The 19824-nt window shown below is 60.7% G+C and carries 15 protein-coding genes; 6 read left to right on the top strand and 9 right to left on the bottom strand.

Going from position 1 to position 19824, the window contains the following annotated elements:
* Nucleotides 1–155 precede the first annotated feature (155 nt).
* Nucleotides 156–1061: a 4-hydroxyphenylacetate catabolism regulatory protein HpaA gene (hpaA, locus tag HQ912_RS16225; protein WP_076385117.1), complete on the top strand. Its 906-nt coding sequence runs from the start codon at nucleotides 156–158 to the stop codon at nucleotides 1059–1061.
* A 123-nt stretch (nucleotides 1062–1184) separates the two neighbouring features.
* Complete coding sequence (gene hpaR / locus HQ912_RS16220) at nucleotides 1185–1607, top strand: homoprotocatechuate degradation operon regulator HpaR (protein WP_047229898.1); 423 nt, start codon at nucleotides 1185–1187, stop codon at nucleotides 1605–1607.
* A 99-nt stretch (nucleotides 1608–1706) separates the two neighbouring features.
* Here the strand turns inward: hpaR and HQ912_RS16215 are convergent, their stop codons facing one another.
* From HQ912_RS16215 to wecB, 6 genes are all read right to left on the bottom strand, one after another.
* A complete protein-coding gene (locus HQ912_RS16215) occupies nucleotides 1707–2003 on the bottom strand; it encodes a hypothetical protein (RefSeq protein ID WP_047229897.1) in 297 nt (98 codons plus the stop codon).
* A 200-nt stretch (nucleotides 2004–2203) separates the two neighbouring features.
* Nucleotides 2204–3079 (bottom strand): hypothetical protein, encoded by an 876-nt coding sequence (locus tag HQ912_RS16210; protein WP_076386684.1) that lies wholly within the window; start codon nucleotides 3077–3079, stop codon nucleotides 2204–2206.
* A gap of 39 nt (nucleotides 3080–3118) precedes the next feature.
* Nucleotides 3119–4924 carry an NfrA family protein gene (locus tag HQ912_RS16205; RefSeq protein ID WP_173407023.1) on the bottom strand — a complete coding sequence of 602 codons (1806 nt, stop codon included), beginning with the start codon at nucleotides 4922–4924 and terminating at the stop codon, nucleotides 3119–3121.
* Nucleotides 4921–7035 carry a glycosyl transferase family protein gene (locus tag HQ912_RS16200; RefSeq protein ID WP_047229894.1) on the bottom strand — a complete coding sequence of 705 codons (2115 nt, stop codon included), beginning with the start codon at nucleotides 7033–7035 and terminating at the stop codon, nucleotides 4921–4923. Before HQ912_RS16200 ends, HQ912_RS16205 begins: the two co-directional genes overlap by 4 nt.
* Before the next feature lie 12 nt (nucleotides 7036–7047).
* Nucleotides 7048–9261: a hypothetical protein gene (locus tag HQ912_RS16195; RefSeq protein ID WP_107321720.1), complete on the bottom strand. Its 2214-nt coding sequence runs from the start codon at nucleotides 9259–9261 to the stop codon at nucleotides 7048–7050.
* 37 nt (nucleotides 9262–9298) lie between these two features.
* Nucleotides 9299–10456, bottom strand: a complete 1158-nt coding sequence (wecB, locus tag HQ912_RS16190; RefSeq protein ID WP_409936829.1) for a non-hydrolyzing UDP-N-acetylglucosamine 2-epimerase — start codon at nucleotides 10454–10456, stop codon at nucleotides 9299–9301.
* A gap of 1013 nt (nucleotides 10457–11469) precedes the next feature.
* On the opposite strand from wecB, the gene HQ912_RS16185 reads away from it, so the two are divergent.
* The 4 genes from HQ912_RS16185 to HQ912_RS16170 all read left to right on the top strand — a co-directional run bounded on the left by HQ912_RS16185 (nucleotide 11470) and on the right by HQ912_RS16170 (nucleotide 16319).
* Nucleotides 11470–12018: a TRAP transporter small permease gene (locus HQ912_RS16185; protein ID WP_047229891.1), complete on the top strand. Its 549-nt coding sequence runs from the start codon at nucleotides 11470–11472 to the stop codon at nucleotides 12016–12018.
* Nucleotides 12015–13295 carry a TRAP transporter large permease subunit gene (locus HQ912_RS16180; RefSeq protein WP_047229890.1) on the top strand — a complete coding sequence of 427 codons (1281 nt, stop codon included), beginning with the start codon at nucleotides 12015–12017 and terminating at the stop codon, nucleotides 13293–13295. The genes HQ912_RS16185 and HQ912_RS16180 overlap by 4 nt, the downstream gene beginning before the upstream one ends.
* Nucleotides 13296–13351: 56 nt before the next feature.
* Entirely contained in the window at nucleotides 13352–14371 is a 1020-nt protein-coding gene (locus HQ912_RS16175; RefSeq protein WP_047229889.1) for a TRAP transporter substrate-binding protein, read from the top strand.
* Between the two features lie 277 nt (nucleotides 14372–14648).
* Nucleotides 14649–16319: a BCCT family transporter gene (locus tag HQ912_RS16170; RefSeq protein WP_173407022.1), complete on the top strand. Its 1671-nt coding sequence runs from the start codon at nucleotides 14649–14651 to the stop codon at nucleotides 16317–16319.
* A gap of 4 nt (nucleotides 16320–16323) precedes the next feature.
* Here the strand turns inward: HQ912_RS16170 and HQ912_RS16165 are convergent, their stop codons facing one another.
* The 3 genes from HQ912_RS16165 to HQ912_RS16155 all read right to left on the bottom strand — a co-directional run bounded on the left by HQ912_RS16165 (nucleotide 16324) and on the right by HQ912_RS16155 (nucleotide 19796).
* On the bottom strand, nucleotides 16324–17034 hold the full coding sequence (locus tag HQ912_RS16165; RefSeq protein WP_076385105.1) for a 3'-5' exonuclease: 711 nt from the start codon (nucleotides 17032–17034) through the stop codon (nucleotides 16324–16326).
* Complete coding sequence (locus tag HQ912_RS16160) at nucleotides 17031–18908, bottom strand: DUF294 nucleotidyltransferase-like domain-containing protein (RefSeq protein WP_076385103.1); 1878 nt, start codon at nucleotides 18906–18908, stop codon at nucleotides 17031–17033. The genes HQ912_RS16165 and HQ912_RS16160 overlap by 4 nt, the downstream gene beginning before the upstream one ends.
* Before the next feature lie 96 nt (nucleotides 18909–19004).
* Nucleotides 19005–19796, bottom strand: coding sequence for a transporter substrate-binding domain-containing protein (locus tag HQ912_RS16155; protein WP_076385101.1), 792 nt, complete (start codon nucleotides 19794–19796; stop codon nucleotides 19005–19007).
* Nucleotides 19797–19824: the final 28 nt, after the last annotated feature.

The following is a 19824-nucleotide window of genomic DNA, read 5'->3' as shown; positions in this document are numbered from 1 at the left end:
CTCTGCAGATATTGTTAATGTGTTAACAGTTATAATTAAGATGTTAACTATCGTCAAGCGTGGCAGAATCACCGGACACTGGTTGCCCTCGGGAAATCGGCGCAGGATGAATCCAAGCCGCTGCCTGAATCAGAATAAAAAACGAGAAATGCGTGATGACTGACCGTCAGCCAATCCCCAACATCAACATTGGCCAGGTGTACGACCAGCGTTACAGCGATGCCGAGGTTCACTACGATCGGCTTGCCAACCTGGCGGGTTTCTTCGGTCGCAATATGCCGGTGCATCGGCATGACCGTTTCTTTCAGGTTCACTACGTGAAAAGCGGCGCCGTACGGGTGTATCTGGACGACCAGCAATACGTCGAATCCGGGCCTATGTTTTTCCTTACGCCACCCACCATTCCCCATTCTTTTGTGACCGAAGCCGACAGTGACGGGCATGTGTTGACCGTTCGTCAGCAATTGGTGTGGCAGTTGATCGACGCTGATCCGAGCCTGGCGCCGGCGGGTGTGCAAATGCCTGCGGCCTGCGTTGCGTTGGCGCAGTTGGGGCCGGAACAGGCGGGGGAGGTGCGGCGACTGGAGTATCTGTTCGAGGAGCTGAGCGAGGAGGTCTGTGCCGAGCGGCCGGGGCGCAGCGCGGCGCTGGACGGTTTGACGCGGCTGATCATGATCAGTCTGCTGCGTCTGTGTTCCAATTCTCTGCAGGCACGACCGGCCCGGCATGAGGACCTGAAGATTTTCCACCGCTTCAATGAGCTGATCGAAGCTCACTATCTGCAACATTGGCCGTTGTCGCGCTACGCCGAGGGCATCGGCGTCACCGAGGCGCGGCTCAACGATGTGTGCCGACGGATCGCCGACCTGCCTTCCAAGCAGCTGATCATGGAACGGCTGATGCAGGAGGCCAAGCGGTTGCTGTTGTTTACCGGCAGTTCAGCCAATGAAATCTGCTACCAGCTCGGGTTCAAGGACCCGGCGTATTTCAGTCGTTTCTTCCAGCGCTACGCCCGGCTCACACCAGGGGAGTATCGCCAGCGGCAATCGGGGTTGCGTTGAGCGTCGCTGCTGGTGGAGCACTCGCCACCGGCGTCATGCAGCCGTCCAGTGCGCGGCGTTGTTTCTTGCAGCCGCTTGTCCGCAACACTAAGCTGCCAGCTCGTCCATCCAAACAGTCCGAACATGGCCAACCCCAGACCTTCATTGACACTGACCCTGTTGCAAGCGCGCGAAGCGGCCATGGCTTTTTTCCGCCCGGCGCTGAACCAGCATGACCTTACGGAACAACAATGGCGGGTGATCCGTATCCTGCATCAGCAAGGAGAGCTGGAGAGCCACCAGCTCGCTCATCAGGCCTGCATCCTCAAACCCAGCATGACCGGTGTGCTCAGCCGTCTGGAGCGTGATGGGCTGGTGCGTCGGCAGAAGTCGAGCCAGGATCAGCGTCGGGTTTTCGTAGGGCTGACCGAGCGTGGGCAGCAGTGCTTCGTGTCGATGAGTGAGGGGATGGAAAGCAACTATCGCCGCATCGAAGACCAGTTTGGTGAAGAAAAGATGCAGCAACTGTTGGCGCTGCTCAACGAGCTGAAGAACATCAAGCCGTGAGCCAGGCAAACATTCGGGGTGAGAGGGCAAGCTCCCTCACCCCGAATAATCCATTGCGCTGAGACTTCGATCCAAACTCGGCACGGCTATCGGCAACTCTTAAGCGTTGCGTTCGCGCAGTTCCTGAAGACGATCAGCGCCACCTTCAGCCACGCGGTTTTGAAGCAGACGATCGGAGCCACCTTCAGCCACGCGGTTTTGAAGCAGGCGATCGGAGCCACCCTCGGCTACGCGGTTCTGGCTCAGACGATCGGAGCCGCCTTCAACCACCAACTGTGCAGCCTGACCCTTCGCCGCTGCACTCATGGCCGTGGCCGAAGCGATGTTCGACAGGCCGAGCCCGCCCATCAGTGTCAGAGCGATTGCCAGGGACGAAACTTTCGAGAAAGTGAACATGGTGATTCTCCTTGCGCTTGATTGAGTGGGCCGGTGGCAACGGGTGTGCTGTTGTCCGGTGATCACAGTTAAACGCGAAGGTGTATCGACGTTGTGTGTCGGCAAGGCTCGAAGTCAGCGATTTCGTATCAACTCGCCGTTCATATACACAGCGATACAAATCTATGGGGCCAGGCCAGGACGAAGGCCTCGAGCCATGATCACGGCTTGGCCAAGGATTGCTCCAGCTGCTCCACCAACTCAGGCGTCAGATAATGGGGGCCGTCGAACAGGTACAGCGGATAGCCGGCATAGGCGGCCAGTTGGGGTGTGAGTTCGGCAACCGTGGCCGAGCGAAAGCCGCCGCCGAACTTGGGGCGGAAGGCTTCGACGATGATCCGCACGCGATCCTTCCCGAGCCGGTCACGCAGGGTGTCGGCGTAGTCCCGGGCCACCGGGGCGGTGCGGGCGTAGACGCCGACGCCATCCTGGAAGAACACGCCAATATCGTCCGGCAACCATTGCTTGAGCCAGTCGGCAGTGGCGGCGGGGCCGATGTTGGCGCCGTCGTAGACGCTGATCCACAACGGGCGCGGCAGCTTGGCCAGCAAGGCGGGCAGTTCCTTGGCGCGAGACCAGCTGGGATCGACCTCGGCCGGAAAGTACCACCCAGTCACGTGCAGTGGCGTCGGCAGTTGCGCAATGCGCTCCGACACCGTGGCCAGTTGCTCGATGTTGTCCCTGGAGCGGTTTTCACTGAAATGGCCGGCCAGCCCGAGGATGACATCCTGGGCCCAGGGCGCCTTGGCGATGCGCGCCCAGTCAGGCAGCAGCGGCACGCTGGGCAGGCCGGTGCCGGGCACGAAGGCCTGGTCATCCACCACCGTCCATTGCACCAGCAGCTCGCGCACCCCCAGCTTTTCCCAGTTGCCTTTGATGCCCACGGTCTGGTTGTCTGGCTGCCAGACGATGCCAACGATGTTCGGTGCAACCTCCTGGTTCATCATGTAATACGTCCCTGTGCCTGCGCCGAGGGCCGTGGCCAGCGAGAGCGCCGCCACAGCTGTGCGACTGATGATATGGCCGAAGATTTTCAAGCGAGCGTCTTCTTGCAATTGCACATCACATCAACGGCCTCAATAGGAGTAGGTCAAGCGAGCGAACACGCCTTTGGCGCGTTCCTCGCCAAATACCCTGGCCCTGTACTGCAGGGAAAAATCCACATAGGAGCGCGGGGCGTTGTAGGCGTCTTCGCGGAACCAGTAGCGTACGTTGTTGCCCACGCCGATCCCGCCGGCGTTGCCTGACGAGAAGTCACCGTCGGCGCCGCTTTTCATCTTGGAATCGTAGTCGACCGCCGCCACGACATGGGGGAAGGTCACCCAGCGCGAGCCGGTACCGCCGATGGCATAGCTGCGTCCCACTTGCCATTCGCTGTTGAAATAATTGCGTTCGTCGTTGATGTATTGACCGACTTCGGCGTACAGCTGCGAAGTCCACCAACTGGGCGCATCGACCCGCAGGTCGGTGCCGATACTCGAACCGTAGCCCAGGCGCGCGAGCCAGTCGCCCTCGACGTTCGAGGAGCCTAGGGGAAAGGTGCGTTCAAAGGCGGCCATGATGTTGATGGAGCTGAAGGGTTTGATCCGTACCCCCAGCGCCCCTTGCAAGGCATCCGCACCGGTGTCCGAGTCGCTGTTCTTGCTCCACAGGGTGTCGGTGACGCGCCCGTAGAGTTCGACGAAACGCGCATTGCGATACCCCAGCGGCCGCCAGGACAGCTCAGTGCTGTTCTGCAGTTGATCATTGCTTTGGCTGCCGCTGTTGCTGGTGCCCGGAGCAGCGCTCAGGCCACTGGAACTGTTGCCGCGATAGCTGGTGGTGCTGGTCAAGCCCATGGTGCGTGAAATGTCGCCCACGGCACGACGGGTATCGAACAGCTGTTGTGCTGACATGGGCGACTCAGCGGTTGCCTGGGCATCGATGACGCGCTTGAAATACGCCACCGCTTCGTCGTCTTCATGAACGCGCATGGCGTTGTAAGCTGCATCCTGAGCCGCTGCCGGGGCGAGCCGGGTGCTGGCATCGGCCCTGCGGAACGCGGCGTGGGCCGCCTCGTCGTCACCGGCCCGGACTGAATCATAGGCCAGCTGCAAATCACTGACCGGTGCCTGTCCTTCGGTATTATCCGGCCGGGTGGCGCACGTCAGGCCGAAGGTACTTTCCTGGCACTCGAGAATCGGTGCGTCGCGATCCTCGGCCGTCAGCAGCGCGCTGTTGAGCAATTGTTGGTTGGCGGCGATTTCCGGAGCCCAAGCCACGGCTTGGCGAGCCTTGTCCACGGCCAGCACCGCATCGCCTTGCTGCAAGGCACGGTAGCCCTGGACCGCCAGCGGCGCCGCCAGTTGGCGACGAATCGCCGTTCGACGCATCAGGAGCGCGTCATCGTTGGCGAAGACCCTGAGCGCCTCGCCCACAGCCTGGTCGGCTTCGACCAGAAGATGCTGGCGCTGCAAGGCGTCGATCAGCAATAGCCGGTACTCCCGGCGACGGGGAGCCTGGGCAATCGCCTCGCGAGCCGATTGCGCAGCCAGACCGAACCGTTCGCGATCATAGGCCCTGTACCCTTGGGTGGCGGCCATGAAGCCCGGTGCCGCGGCCACGGCGGACGAAGCGGCGGTCCGGGGCTGGTCGCGCCGTTTCTTGTCACGTTCGGCCATGGCGATCAGGGTGTGCAGACGCGTCACGTCGGCGCGCAGTCGCAGGGCCTCGCGCGCCTTGGCGATGGCCAGGTCGTAGTCCTTGCGCTCGTAGGCGCTGTAGGCTTGGTTGGCGGCGGTGTAGGCCGGGCCGGACAACGGCAATGGCAAGGTTTCGGCAGCAGCCACGGCCGGTATCAGGCTCAGCCCCGTGGCCAAGAGGGTCAGAAGGGCGCGGTTCATGCCGGAAGCTCCATGGGGTAGACGCTGTGCTGACGCGCCACCACCTGTTCGATAGTGGCCCGGGGCAGCACACCGCTGTCGACCAGGTAATCGCCGATCCGACCGTGGTGCTGCGGTCGATACTGCAACATGGCGCGGCTGAACTGATCGCGATCGAGCAGGCCCATTTCGATCAGCAAGTCACCCAGTAGCGGTGCACTGGCATTCGGTACGGCGTGGCCGTTGCGTTCCGGCAATTGGCGCAACAGCGCGAGAATTTCACTTTCCCTGGCAATCAGTTGCACCGGCTCGCTGCCCAGTTCGGCGGCGATCTGTTGCAGGCCTTCGTCGGACAGGGGGTTGGCAACGGCGATCTGTTCGCAGCCGTCAGCGTTGCGGCCCAGGGGAATGACCCGCCAGCGCAGGGCAAACTCGCCGGTCAGTGACGAGGTCGAGGCGGCGGCTTTTTGCGACACGTCGAAGACCCGGGGCAGGTCATTCTGGAACGCGATGGCTTCGGCTAGGGTTTCGTCGTCCAGCCAGCCGTTGTTGAGCAAAATGCGCCCCAGGGGCATGTTGCGTGATTGTTGCTGGTCCAGGGCACTCTGCAGGTGGGTGTCGGTAATGGCCTGCCAGGACAGCAACACGCTGCCCAGGCGGCGGGGCGCGATGGCCACCAGGTCGGTGGAAGGGAAGTCGTGCATGGTCTTGTCCCAGACCAGTTTGCGATTCATCACCTTGCCCACCAGGAACATCCGCCAGGCTCTGGACGCGGCCATGAAGTTGACGAAGTTACCCACCAGCATGCGCGGGATCGACAGCAAGCCATGCTGCCAGCCGTACAGCACGGTGGTGAAATAACAACGGTGCAGGATCCGCCAGAGCAGGGCAATGCCGTTGGCCACCAGCAGGTATTTGATCAGGTCGTTGGTTTCAAAGGGCGTCGGGAAGGTGACGTCCCACCAGCCGCTGTTGCGCAGAATGATCAAGCCCAGCAGCTGCACCAGAATCACGTAGGCGATGATACTGACGAACGCCGTCACCACGCCCTTGCGGTCGCGAAACAGCAGGTAGCGGTTGGCCAACGAGCCGCTCCAGCCCATCTGTTCCCAGCCTTGCAGGCCGATGCCCAGGGTCCAGCGGGCCTTTTGTCGGAACGCCGTGCGGAAGGTGTCCGGGAAGAACTCGCGCACGCACAGTGGCATTGTCAGGGTCGATTCGTAGGGCTTGCGGAACCAGGATTTGCGCAGCACCCGAAACTGCACCGGGAAACGCACGAAGATGGCGTTCATGCCGACCTTGGCCAGCCGCGCGCCGACGTCGTAGTCCTCGGTGAGGCTGTCGGTGTTGAACGGCTGGTTTTCGGTTTCGCCGGCCAGTACCCGCAACGCGCGATGGGAGAAACAGGTGCCGACGCCGGCCGAGGGCACGGTGTCGGTCATGCTTTCACGCACCACCAGGTCCTTGCCGTGCCATTCGGCGAACTCGTCCATGTAGACGCCCGCCACCCATTCGTACCAGTTGCGCTCCAGCGACACCACGGGCAACTGGATCATGTCCTTGCGCGGCAGCAGGTAGTTGAACAGCCGCAATTCCAATGGATGCAGCACGTCTTCGCTGTCGTGCAACACCACCCCGGCGAAGGTCATGCCATGGGTTTTCTCGTGCAGGAAGATCGCCTGGATCACCCAGTTCAGACAGTCGGCCTTGCAGGTCGGTCCGGCATGGGGCACTTCCACGCGGTGCAGTTGCTTGTAGCGCCGGCGCATCCGCTCGACTTCGTCGATGGTGCGCTGGTCGTTGACATAGGTGCCGACGAAGACCACGTAGTTCTGGTAATCGAGCGTCGAAACCATGTTCTCGATCATCGGTGCGATGACGTCGTATTCCAGCCAGGCCGGCACCATGATCGCCAGGGGCTGTTCGTCCCGGGCCAGCAGTTGGTCGACGGTCAGCGACCGGTATTTGCGGTCCGCGGTGAGCTTGCGGTACAGGCGGCGAGACCAGTACCACAGGTCAATGATCAGGTCGTCCAGGCTGGAGATCAGGATCACCACCGCGACGACGATGGTCGCCGCTTCCAGGTAGTTGTAGTAGTGGGCCAGCCAATAGGGCCAATAAAGCGACGTCATCGAAGGGTACCGTTACTGGCGATTGCGACGGGCGCTACGGCCAGCCAGCAACAGGAGAAGGAACAACACAATGGCGCCAGGGATCAGCCAGAGCAGCGAGGGTTTACGCCAGGCATCCAGCCCTTTGGGTTCTTCACGGCCGAGCAACCGACTGCCGCTGGGGTCCTTGCTGTCGATGATCGTCACCGCGCCGCTGTCGCCGAGAATCGCCACATCGCCACGGGTCAGCACAATCGGCTGGGCGAAGTCGGGCGCTTGGCTGCCCAGGGTCCGATACACCAGGCCATGTTGTCCCGAGGCTTGCACCACTTGTAGCGAAGCCAGTTGGTTGAGGGGCTGCACATCCAGCAGCAAGTGATCTTCATGGTTGATGCGCAGACGTCCCTGTTCATCGACCAGGACCGATTCCTTGCTGTCCTCAAGCGGCAACTCGAACGCCAGGAAGGCTTTGTCCGGGCTGACCACGGCTTTGGGATCGGCGCTGACGTTTAACTGCGCGCGCAACGGTGAAACACCGGCGGCATCGGCCACCGAGATCACCCGGGCCAGACTGGCGGCCGGTTGGTCGAGGTATGCCTGGGGAACGAGGATCTGGGTCGCCACGGCGAAGCGCGCGGCCATGCCGGAGAAACCGTCGTCCAGGGCAATTTTTTCCAGCACGATATGGCTGCTCGGCAGCACCGCTACCGGGAAGGCCTGGGGTGTTTCCAGGCAGCGATCGCTGACAGGCTGGCGCTGGAACGAGACGCGCAATACGTTTTTTGAACCCAGGGCATAGCTGGGGATATGGGCCTGGATACGTTGTGATTGACCATCGGTGGTCAACTGCTGGGCACCGATCAGGAAATCGTTGAAAAACAGCGAGGCCACGGGCGGGGTGTGTGAAGCCCCCGGTGCCGCGGATAGATCCACCACGGCCGTTACCGGCAAGCGACCGTCATACGCCACGCTGCCCAAGGGGAACGAAGTGCTCCAGTCGAATCGGGAGGCCACGTCATAGGTGCCAGGTGCGCCGCCCAGTCGCGACAGGGCCACGCGGCCATCGTTGCTCAAAGGCGTTTGCGCTTGGCTGACGGTCAACTGACGGCTGCGCGCCAGTTTGTTCCACGCTGAACCAAGCAGCGACAGGGCTTTGCCGGTGGCGTGCGGGGCGATCATCAGGACCGGGCGAGTACCCAGCAGCGCTAGGCGCACATCGTCCGGACCGGCGCCTGCCGTGGCTGCGTTGACGTGTTGTGCGCGCCATTGGGTCAATGCACTGGCCGCCGTTGGGTCGACGCTTTGGACCTGACTCTGCAACGCATCCAGGGACTGATTGATGGCCTGGAGCAATTGCGGGTCGTTGATGGCCAGATCGGCCTGTACGTTCGGGGTTTGCCCCAGCATCAGCAGCGCGCCGATCTCAGCCGGGTTGGCCAGGCTGTGCTGACCCTTCGCGTTGAGGCTGGCGAAGGCGGGGAGGCTCAACAGTTCGGCCGGGATGCGCAGAGCGCTCAAATCCACACTGTCTTGTACGGCAGGGAACGGCAAGATGCGGCTGTGCTTGCCCATTCGCTCCAGGGCCACGCCCAATCGCCAGGCCGCGTCATAGCTGTCGGCGGACAACGAACCCGGTGCAACCAGGATCCCGGGTTGAGCAGGCAATGCCGTCCAGGCGGCACCGACATCCTGCAGTTGGCTGGCGTCGTAGCTGTAGTTCAGGCGTGTGTCGGGCTGGATGCGCAGCACGTTGCCGATGACCCGGTCGTCTTCGCACAACGGCCGGGAGACCACCGAAGACCAGGCAATGCCCAGCCGCACCAGGCCGTTGTCGCGCGCAGCCTTGTCGACGCCCAGTGTGGCGCTGGCACTGCCTTGCGGCTCGCTGAGTCCTTCGGCGCGCACTGGGTAGCCATCGAGCGACAGCAGCAGGGTGTTGCGGCCCCCTTCGCCATTGAGATAGCTGGCGTCCAGTTGCAGGGTCGCCTCATTGAGGGCAACCCCGGCCGGCACGGGTAGATACAGTTCCCGTCGGGAATCGCTGGCGCCCAGCAGGATCGGCGCACTGATGCCCAGGTCGCTCAAGCGGACTTCGCGCTCCTGGCGGGTATCGGCGTTGAGCCGATGGATTGCCTGGGTGAGCGGGCTGTCGGCAGCCAGGGCAAAGGTTGGCATGAGCGCAAGCAGGCTCAGGCCACAGGCAAGGGCGCTGAGCGCACCCGTAGAGATGGCAACGGAAGGCTTCATTCAGGTAAATCTCGATTCTGATAAGGGGGAGCAGCGATTAGGAGGCGAGCAACTGCCGTGGCGCGTACATCGGTGGGTGAGCCCAGCCTTGGGGCAATTGCGACTGGCCCACGAGAAATTCGTCCACCGGGCGCCCCATCAGGGTATCGACGATGCGCTGGCTGGCCTTGCCATCACCATAGGGGTTGGCTGCCTGAGACGCACGGCGCCACAAGGCCTTGTCGTCGAACAGTGCGTCCACGCCGGCAATGATCGAGGCCGGGGAGGTGCCGACCAGACGCACCGTACCCGCAGCTACGGCTTCGGGGCGTTCGGTGACGTCGCGCATCACCAGCACCGGTTTGCCCAGGGACGGCGCTTCTTCCTGCACACCACCGGAGTCCGTGAGGATGACGTGGGCGTGTTGCATCAGGCGCACGAACGCCAGGTAATCCAGAGGCTTGATCAGGTGCACGTTGAGCAGGTCACCCAGTTGTTCAGTCACCGGGCCCAGCACGCTGGGATTGAGATGCACCGGGTATACGATCTGGATGTCGGGACGCTGGGCCAAGTGACGCAAGGCCTTGCAGATGTCCAGGAAGCCTTCGCCAAAGTTCTCCCGGCGGTGGCCGGTGACCAGCAGCAGCTTGCGTCCGGTTTGCAGGAACGGGAACTGCTGGTCCAGTGCTTGTCGCAGTTGTGCATCCTGCTCGATGCGCCGGGCGGTCATCTGCAACGCATCGATGACGGTATTGCCGGTCACCAGGCAGCGGCCCTGCAGACGTTCGTCCAGCAGGTTATCGCGAGATTGGGCGGTGGGGGCAAACAGCAGGTCGGCGCTGAGGTCGATGCAACGACGGTTCATTTCTTCCGGCCATGGGCTGTAGATATCGCCGGTGCGCAGCCCGGCTTCCACATGGCCCACGGGAATGCGTCGATGAAAGGAGGCCATCGAAGCCACCATGGCCGAGGTGGTGTCGCCATGGACCAGCACCCGATCCGGCCGGGTCTGTTCCAGCACCGGGTCGATCGCGCCGTACAACGCAGCCGTCAGCGAGTTGAGCGTCTGGTGCGGCGTCATCACGTTGAGGGTGAAATGCGCCTTGAGATCGAACAGGTCCAGCACCTGCTCAAGCATGCTCTGATGCTGGCCGGTGACACAGATCAGCGACTCAATGCCCGGTTCGGCGGCGAGGGCCTTGACCAAAGGTGCCATCTTGATGGCTTCCGGACGGGTACCGAAGATCGAAAGAATCCTGATCCGTGACTGATGAGTAGCGATGACGCCCTTCCTCGCGCAGTTTGCTGCGCTGCACAGCCGTTCGCCCAAGCGCGATCATGCGTTTGAGTAAACAAGCAAGTTGAATTAAGTGGGATCCAATATCAGGCAGGCGCGTTACGCACGCGGAAAAGTTGCGTAATGGCCTATTGCAGTTTGGAGCGGCGAAGTAATAACACCAAAGAACACGGGCGCAAAGTTTTATTTGAAAGGTATTTTGTTGTTTTGACTAAGACGGGTTGAGGGGAGGTTGGAAAGTTGCGCTCTTATTCTGAAATTAAAATAGTATAAGATTTTGAATAATAAGGTTTTTTCGTGATTTATTGAGTGCTGGAAAGGGCGTCTTGATCACGCCAGGTCTATCGAGGTCTTATTTCTGGCGCCGCTTTATATAAAGGTGCCTGGATGTTTGTCATTGAAATGACGCCTGTTTGTTGTCGAGGTTGGAAGTATTATCGAGTTGGCGGGTTGCCGGTGAAGTGCGGAAGTTAAATAAGGTTCAATTTTATTATTGGATTTTCAGATCGGCGGAGTTGAACAGTTTTGTGTGGCGCTAGTTCATAAATAAAGTTGTCTGTTGATAAATAAAAAAACGCACTCGGGCACGGGGTCGAACAGGAAAAAGACCGGATAAGCCGGCCCACACGCTTATCCGATAATCGCACGCTTTGTGTGGGCCTCCCGCCAAGGTGATTGACCGAACTAACCGGTTGGTACATTTTAGGCGCAACACCTCTTGCTCAGCTTGACCAAGACCATAATAAAAAATTGAGGAACCCCCATGCGTACCCGTCTGCAAGCGCTCAGCCCCTATCCCTCGCTTCGTTGCTCCGGCCCCGGAACAACGCTCAGTCGCTGTGTCCTGACCCGATAGCTCCCCGCCCATCGTTGCGGTCCTATCGCGCCGGTTGCGAGATGCCGGTGCTCGACAAGTCCGGGAGGTCTTCAAGATGACAAAGGTCGTCGATCTGTATTTCAAACTGCTCAAACTGCTGATTGTGCTGTGCATGGTCGCAATGATCGTGCTGGTGTTCGGCAATGTGGTGCTGCGTTATGCCTTCAACTCAGGCATCAGCGTCTCGGAGGAACTGTCGCGCTGGTTCTTCGTCTGGATGATTTTTCTCGGCGCCTTGGTGGCGCTCAAGGACCGTGCCCATCTGGGGCTCGACAGTCTGGTCAAACGCCTGCCTCCGGCCGGCAAGCGCCTCTGCCTGGTCATCGGGCACCTGATGATGTTGTACATCTGCTGGCTGATCTTCAGCGGCAGCTGGCAGCAGGCGGTCATCAACCTGGATGTGGTCGCGCCGGCCTCGGGTTTGTCGATGGCCGTGTTCTACGCTGCCGGCCTGGTGTTCGGCGCCAGCGCCGCCGCCATCCTGGTCTATGAGCTCTACCTGGCGCTGTTCGGCAAGCTCAGGGATGACGAAATGGTCATGGTCAAGGACAACGACGCCGCCGAAGTGATCGCCCATAACCCCATCAAGAGTACCCGCCCATGACACTGGTTATTTTCCTCGGGTCATTGATAGGCAGCATGGCGCTGGGCATTCCCATTGCCTTTGCCTTGCTGGTGGTCAGTGTGGCGTTGATGTTTTATCTGGATCTGTTTGACGCACAAATCATCGCCCAGAACCTGCTTAACGGTGCCGACAGTTTTCCGTTGATGGCTGTGCCGTTCTTCATGCTGGCCGGCGAAGTGATGAACTCCGGCGGCCTGTCCAAACGCATCGTCAACATCGCCATGGCGCTGGTGGGACACAAGCGTGGCGGCCTGGGTTACGTGGCGATCATCGCGTCCTGCCTGTTGGCATCGCTTTCGGGGTCGGCGGTGGCCGACGCGGCGGCGCTGGCGGCCTTGCTGGTGCCGATGATGGTGCTGGCGGGGCACAACCGGGCGCGTTCGGCCGGCTTGATTGCCGCCGGAGGCATCATTGCCCCGGTCATTCCGCCGAGCATTGGCTTCATTGTGTTTGGCGTGGCGTCCGGGGTATCGATTTCCAAGCTGTTTTTGGCCGGGATCGTGCCGGGTCTGATGCTCGGTGTCGCCCTGGCCATCGCCTGGTGGTTCATCTCCCGCAGCGAGCATGTGCAGACACCACCCAAGCGCTCGCGGGCCGAAGTGATGCGGGCCCTGGTCGAGGGCAGTTGGGCCATGGGCCTGCCGCTGATCATCATCCTGGGTCTCAAGTTCGGCATTTTCACCCCGACGGAAGCGGCGGTGGTGGCAGCGGTCTATTCGTTGTTTGTGTCCTTGGTCATCTACCGGGAAATGAAAGTCAGCCAGCTGTACGAAGTGATCCTGTCCTCGGCCAAGACCACCTCGGTGGTGATGCTCCTGGTGGCGGCGGCCATGGTGTCCTCGTGGCTGGTGACCATTGCCGACTTGCCGGGCCAGTTGGCGGCAGTGCTCGAACCGTTCATGGACAGCCCGACCTTGCTCCTGGTGGTGATCATGCTGTTGATCATCATGGTCGGTACGGTCATGGACATGACGCCCACCATCCTCATCCTCACCCCGGTGCTGATGCCAGCGGTGACCCAGGCGGGTATCGATCCGGTTTATTTCGGCGTGCTGTTTCTCATCAACACTGCCATCGGCCTGATTACGCCACCGGTGGGTACCGTGCTCAATGTGGTGAGCGGGGTTTCGAAACTCAATATCGAAGAGATCGTTCGTGGCGTGTGGCCGTTCCTGCTCGCGCAACTGGCGGTGCTGTTCCTTCTGGTCCTGTTTCCGCAACTGGTTCTGGGACCTTTGAAATTCTTCACCGGTTGACGCCGGTGCAAGCGGTAGTAGCTCGACTTCTAAAACAATAATGATCGGAGAGTGACATGGGACAACTGATGAAAACCTTGTTGGCCGGGGCATGTGCAACGGGGCTGCTGCTGGGCAGCGTGGTCAGCCACGCGGACGAGATCCGCGAGCGTACCCTGCGATTTGCGTTCCAGAACGTCAAGGAGCACCCCCAAGGGCAGGGCGCACAGAAGTTCGCCGACCTGCTGAGCGAGAAGAGCGGCGGCAAGCTCAAGGTCCGTCTGTTCCCCGGCGGAACCCTGGGTGGTGACGTGCAGACGGTCTCGGCCCTGCAGGGCGGTACGCTGGACATCACCGTGCTCAACTCCGGCATCCTGGCCGCCCAGGCAGCGGATTTCGCGATGCTCGATTTCCCCTTCCTGTTCAACAACGCCGAAGAAGCCCACGCGGTGATCGACGGGCCGGTCGGCCAGAAACTGGCGGCGCAATTGGACAGCAAAGGGCTGGTTGGCCTGGGCTACTGGGACCTGGGTTTCCGCAACCTGACCAACAGCAAGCATCCAGTGGCCAAGCTTGAAGACATGCAGGGCTTGAAGATTCGCGTGATCCAGTCACCGATCTACCTGGAAACCTTTACCGCCCTGGGCGCTAACCCGGTGCCGATGGCGTTTCCCGAGGTCTACACTGGCCTTGAGCAGCACACCATCGACGGCCAGGAGAACCCCTTCACGGTGATTGAGGGCAACAAGTTCTTCGAGGTGCAGAAGTACCTGTCGGTGACCGGCCACATCTTCAATCCCCAGTCGCTGATCATCAGTCAGAAAACCTGGAGCCGTCTGAATGAGGATGAAAAAAACCTGATCCGCCAGGCCGCCGCCGAGGCGCAGAAGTACCAGCGGGAAGTCACCGCTGCGAGCATGGACAAGGCCAAAGCAACACTGGCCGGTGCGATGACCGTGAACGAGATCACCCCGGCCGAGAAAGATCGCTTTCGCGAGCGTGTGCAACCGGTGATCGACAAGTTCGCCAAGTCCCTGGATGCCAATCTGGTGAAGATGATGTACGACGAAATTGCCAAGGTACGCGCCGCGCAGTGAGCTGAGCGACACACAGGCTGATCAAAGGGCGCCGGGGCAATCCCGGCGCCTTTTTTTTCTTTGCGATTCAGGCTTTTCCCAGCCGTGATGCCGGTCCCCTGAGGGCTCGCGCACGGGCCATTTTCCCAGCCGGGGAACGCTTGAACGGCCGCAATGTCCCAGACTGGCTCATAAGCTTGTTAAGATACATGCGCACACATCTCGTTTTTACCATAGGAACAGCGGGGCTTATCAGACCATGCGCGCCCAAGCGCGCGGATAACAAAAGGAGGTTCTCGTGGGAAAAAACCCTGTAGACGATCTATCAGGACAACCCCAGTCAACCGGCACAGAGGGGATACCAGCCCCCAGCGGCAAAGCCAATCTCATCGACACCGACTACGTGATCGGGCAAGACAATATCCGAGGTCAGTTCTCTTTCTCTCTGGATATCCACGGCAAAGTTTTCATCATCTCCGCGGCGACCATTCTGCTGTTCGTCATCGTGACGCTTGCACTGCAGAATGAAGTCGAACCGCTTTTCAGCGCCATGCGCAGTTGGTTGACCAAGCATCTGGCCTGGTTCTTCATGAGCGTGGCCAACATCTTCGTAGTGCTGTGTCTGGCGCTGATCGTCTCGCCCTTGGGCAAGGTTCGATTGGGCGGTCAGGATGCCACGCCGGACCACACCTATGTGGGCTGGTTCTCCATGTTGTTCGCCGCCGGGATGGGCATCGGCCTGATGTTCTACGGCGTGGCAGAACCCATGTCCCATTACGCTGCCGCCATGGGCGGTGTCACACTCGACGCCAGCGGGGCGCGTACCGACTGGGCGCCTCTGGGCGGTGCGGCGGGCGATATGAAAGCCTCCGCCGACCTGGCCATGGCCGCGACCATTTTCCACTGGGGTCTGCACCCTTGGGCCATCTACGCCATTGTCGCGTTGTCCCTGGCCCTGTTCTCCTTCAACAAAGGCTTGCCGCTGTCGATACGCTCGATCTTCTACCCGCTGCTGGGTGAGCGCGTCTGGGGATGGCCCGGCCATATCATCGACATCCTGGCGGTATTCGCCACCCTGTTCGGGCTGGCGACTTCGCTGGGCATCGGTGCCGAGCAGGCCGCTGCGGGGATTGAACACCTGTTTGGCATTCAATCGACCAGCGTGAGCAAAGTCGTGCTGATCATCGGCATCACCCTGATTGCCCTGTGGTCGGTGCTCGCCGGGTTGGAGAAGGGCGTCAAGCTGCTCTCCGAAATCAACATGGGCCTGGCCCTGTTGTTGCTTGTGTTCATTATCGTGGTGGGACCAACCCTGGCGATCCTCACCGGCTTCTTCAAGAACCTGGTGACCTACGCCGAGTACCTGCCGGCATTGTCCAACCCCTTCGGTCGCACAGACACTGAATTCACCCAAGGCTGGACGGCGTTCTACTGGGCCTGGTGGATCAGCTGGTCGCCGTTTGTGGGGATGTTCATTGCCCGCGTCAGTCGCGGCCGTACCGTTCGCGAGTTCCTGATCTCGGTGCTGTTGGTGCCTTCGCTGGTGTCGGTATTGTGGATGACCACCTTTGGCGGGACAGCCATCGACCAAGCCACCCTCCAGGGGCTGAGTGGGGTCAAGGATGCGGTGTTGGAGCTCAAGCTGTTTGCCATGCTCGAAGGGCTTCCGCTCAAGGAAATCACGTCACTGCTCGGTATCGTGCTGGTGATCGTGTTTTTCATCACCTCTTCGGATTCCGGTTCGCTGGTCATCGACACCATCACTGCTGGCGGCAAGGTCGATGCGCCGGTTCCACAGAGGGTGTTCTGGGCCATCATCGAAGGTGTGATCGCTATTGCGCTGTTGTTGGGCGGCGGTTTGATCGCGTTGCAAGCCATGGCGGTTTCCACCGGCTTACCGTTTGCCATCGTCCTGCTGCTGGGCTGTGTTTCCCTGGTCAAGGGATTGATGTCGGAACCGCGCACCTGACCTTTTAATCCCACAGCTGGCCGATAGGGACGGACGGGCTGTAGTGAGTGGCTATTTGCGCTTGCAACAGCTCGGCCGTCGCCAGGGCATCGGTCAAGGCATGATGGGCGTGATAGGGCGGCAGGTGGTAGCGCAAGCGACTGTCCGCCAACCGGATGGACTCGGGTGGACGGCGTAACAGCCGGTCCAGCCAACGCCGCTGACCGCGCACCTGCCGCGCTTCCAGCTGCATCGTGTCAATCACCGGAAATTGCAGGCCCTCCCCAAGGTGATTGCGTAACGCCTGATCCAGGAAGTTGCGTTCGATGGCCCGGTAATGCACCACCATGATCTTCCCCGCCATGGCTTCCAGCACTTTCTCCATGACGTCCGGCAATCGGGGAGCATGACGGATGTCGGAGTGCGTGATGTGGTGAAACGTCACCGACTCATGACTGAGCTGCGAGGGCTTGATCACCCAGTACAGGGCTTCACCGCAGCGTATGCGCCTGAGGGTGAACGGCAGCAGGCCGATGCTGACGATACTGTCGGTGCGCGCGTTCAGACCGGTGGTTTCAAGGTCCATGGCCAGCAGTTCCACCTGCTCCAGTGCAGTCCCGGCATCGATGACACCCTGTTGGTAGAAGCGTTGCAGCAGCGGGTGCCGGGCTTGCTGTTCCAGACGTTTGAAACGTGCCGCCCAATCCAGCGTTTCTTGCCCCTTCGGATTGTTCATCGGGATGGCCGAGCGTGACCGGGGTAGCGGAATCGCAGGAATTTCTGCGCATTGCTCAATACCTGAAACGCTTCCTTGAGGTTGTGCCGCTCAGTGGTGGAAAACCGCTCCGGTTCGATGTAGTTATCCGGTTTCTGGCCCTGTTCGATGGCGTCGACCTGGTGTCGGATGCGCACCATCGACAGGAACTCCAAGGCGTAGCGTAGATGCTCAATGGCCTGCGGTTGCACGAGCTGTGTGGTGCTGATGGCTTCGAGACGATCAAAGGAATTCTGTGCCGTGGTCCCGCAGGCCAGGGCGTGGATACGGATCAGATCGGTCAATGGCGCCGTGCCACGGCCCTTGAGGTTGATGATCTGTTTTTGCTTGCCGTCGGTTTCCATTACGAAGGTGCGAAAGAAACCCAAGGGGGGCGTGCGGTTCAAGGCATTCCGGGCCATCGCCGCCAGGAAGGCGGGGGTCACCCTGGATTTTTCAGCGCAGAGCACCTTGAGTTCGTTGACCATTTCCAGTTGCCCATAGACCCCGTCCAGGTCAAAGAAGATGCAACTGTTGAGCAGGGTGGCGGCATTGGGCTTCTCGATCCACTGGCTGAAATACTCGCGCCATACTCGCAACGGCTGCCGCCATTGCGCGTTGGTGGCCATGATGCCGCCCTTGCAGTAGCTGTAGCCGCACTCTGCCAGGCCGTCGCTGACGAAGGTGGCCAGGCTTTTGAAGTATTCGTCGTGCAGGGCCGGGTCGAAACGATCATCCAGCACCAGGGCGTTGTCCTGGTCGGTTACCAGCAGTTGTTCGTCCCGCGCCATCGATCCCAGCACCATGAAGCAGTACGGAACCGGCGGCGGCCCCAGTTCCCGCTCGGCCAATTCGAGCAACCGCTGGGTGAAGGCGCGGCCAATGCCCGAGATGGCGCTGCCGATCATGTGAGCCGTCGCACCGTCGCGCACCATGCGAATGTAGGTGCCGCGCAGATCTCGCAACAATGAGCGCAAGCCCTCGACAGAGGTCTGGTTGGAGATGCTGTTGACCAGGTACAGGCTGCTCTGGGACTCGTGCCGGATGATGTCCGACAGGTTGATCAACCCCAGCGTGCGCCCCTTGTGCACCACCGGCAGGTGGTGGATGTTGCTGCGAAGCATGCACAACATGGCTTCGAACAACGAGTCGTCGGCCTGGATGACCACCGGATCGGTCGACATCACTTCACCGATGCAGGTATCGCCGCTGCGGTTGGCGGCCACTACCCGGGTGCGCAGGTCGCGGTCGGTGACGATGCCGAGCATTTTTTCCGGGTGATGCCCGGCAGGTTCCAGGACGACGACGCAGGAAACGCTTTCCTGGGACATCAACCGTGCTGCTTCGTGAACGCTGGTGTGCGGGGTGACCCAGACCAGGTCCCGGGAAATCAGCGCGCGGGATTTCAATTGAATCAGTTCGCTGGCGCGGCCCTGGGCCTCGACGGCGGATTTGAGCCTGGAGTGTCCTTCGGCCTCGACAAAGTCGGCGAAGCTGTCATGTTGCTCGCACAGCTGGGCAAACACATCCGCCGGGATGAAGTAGATCAGGCTGTCTTCAAGGGCCCGCGCCGGAAAACGCACTTTGTTGCTGCGCAGCAGGCTGGCCTGACCAAAGATGTCGCCTTCCACCAGCCGGTTGTACAACTGGCCGTTGCGCCGGTAGATCTCGACTGCGCCACTGCGCACATAATGCAGGTCGTGGACGATGGAGCCGGCCTCAAGAATATCGCTGCCGGCCTTGAAGTAGCTGACTTCGACGCGCTGCGCTATGGCCTCCAGGGTTTGCTGGGGCAGGGCATCGAAAGGGGGAAAACGATGCAGGTGCTCGCTGATTTCCAGTAACTCGATCTGCATGGAACCTCGTGGCTGATCAATTGAGAGACCAACATGCCAGTTCCAGGGGCCGCACACAAACCCTGGGTGAGTGAGTCGTGTGCGGCGCAGGCGTTGTCACTGTTGCTGGGGCACCGCCAGCCACTGGCCGATGACCTTCTGGTAGCTGCCATTTGCTTTGCTCAGATGCAGCCACTGGTCGACGTACATTTTCCAGGTGATGTCGTCCCGTGGCAGCAGGTAGGCCTTCTCGCCATACTGCAAGTAGCGGCTGGGGTTGACGGCGCAAAGACCGGGCTTGAGTTTCTGCTGGTAGAGCGCTTCCGAGGCATCGGTGATCATCACGTCTGCCCGCTTGTCCAGCAGTTCCTGGAAGATGGTCACGTTGTCGTGGAACTTGAGTTGCCCTTTGGGCAGGAACGCCCGGACGAAAGCTTCGTTGGTGCCGCCGGCCGGTTCCACCAGGCGCACCGAAGGCTGGTTGAGCTGCTCAATGGTCTGGTAGCGCGCCTGGTCCTCGCAACGCACCAGCGGGATTTTGCCATCCACATCCAGGGTGGTGCTGAAGTTGGCTTTTTTCTGACGCTCCAGGGTCACGGAAATCCCACCCATGCCGATATCGCATTTACCGGCGACCATGTCCGGCATCAGGGTTTTCCAGCTGGTCTGCACCCATTGAACCTTGACCCCTAGGCTGGCGGCCAGCGAACGGGCCATGTCAATGTCGATCCCCTCGTATTCACCTGTTTCGGCTTTGTAGGTGTAAGGCTTGTAATCGCCCGTCGTACACACTTTCAGCTCGCCGCGCTGCAGGACCTGATCAAGGTGCGAAGGGGCTGGCTCGGCAAGGGCGCTGCCGCAGAACGCCAGCAGGCCACAGAACGTCATTGTGTTTGTTATGTTTTTCATAGGGATTGCACGTCTCGCAAGGGAGGGG

This window comes from Pseudomonas sp. MPDS (genome assembly GCF_013283895.1).
GTDB lineage: Bacteria > Pseudomonadota > Gammaproteobacteria > Pseudomonadales > Pseudomonadaceae > Aquipseudomonas > Aquipseudomonas rhizophila.
This window is presented reverse-complemented; position numbering and strand designations above follow the sequence as displayed.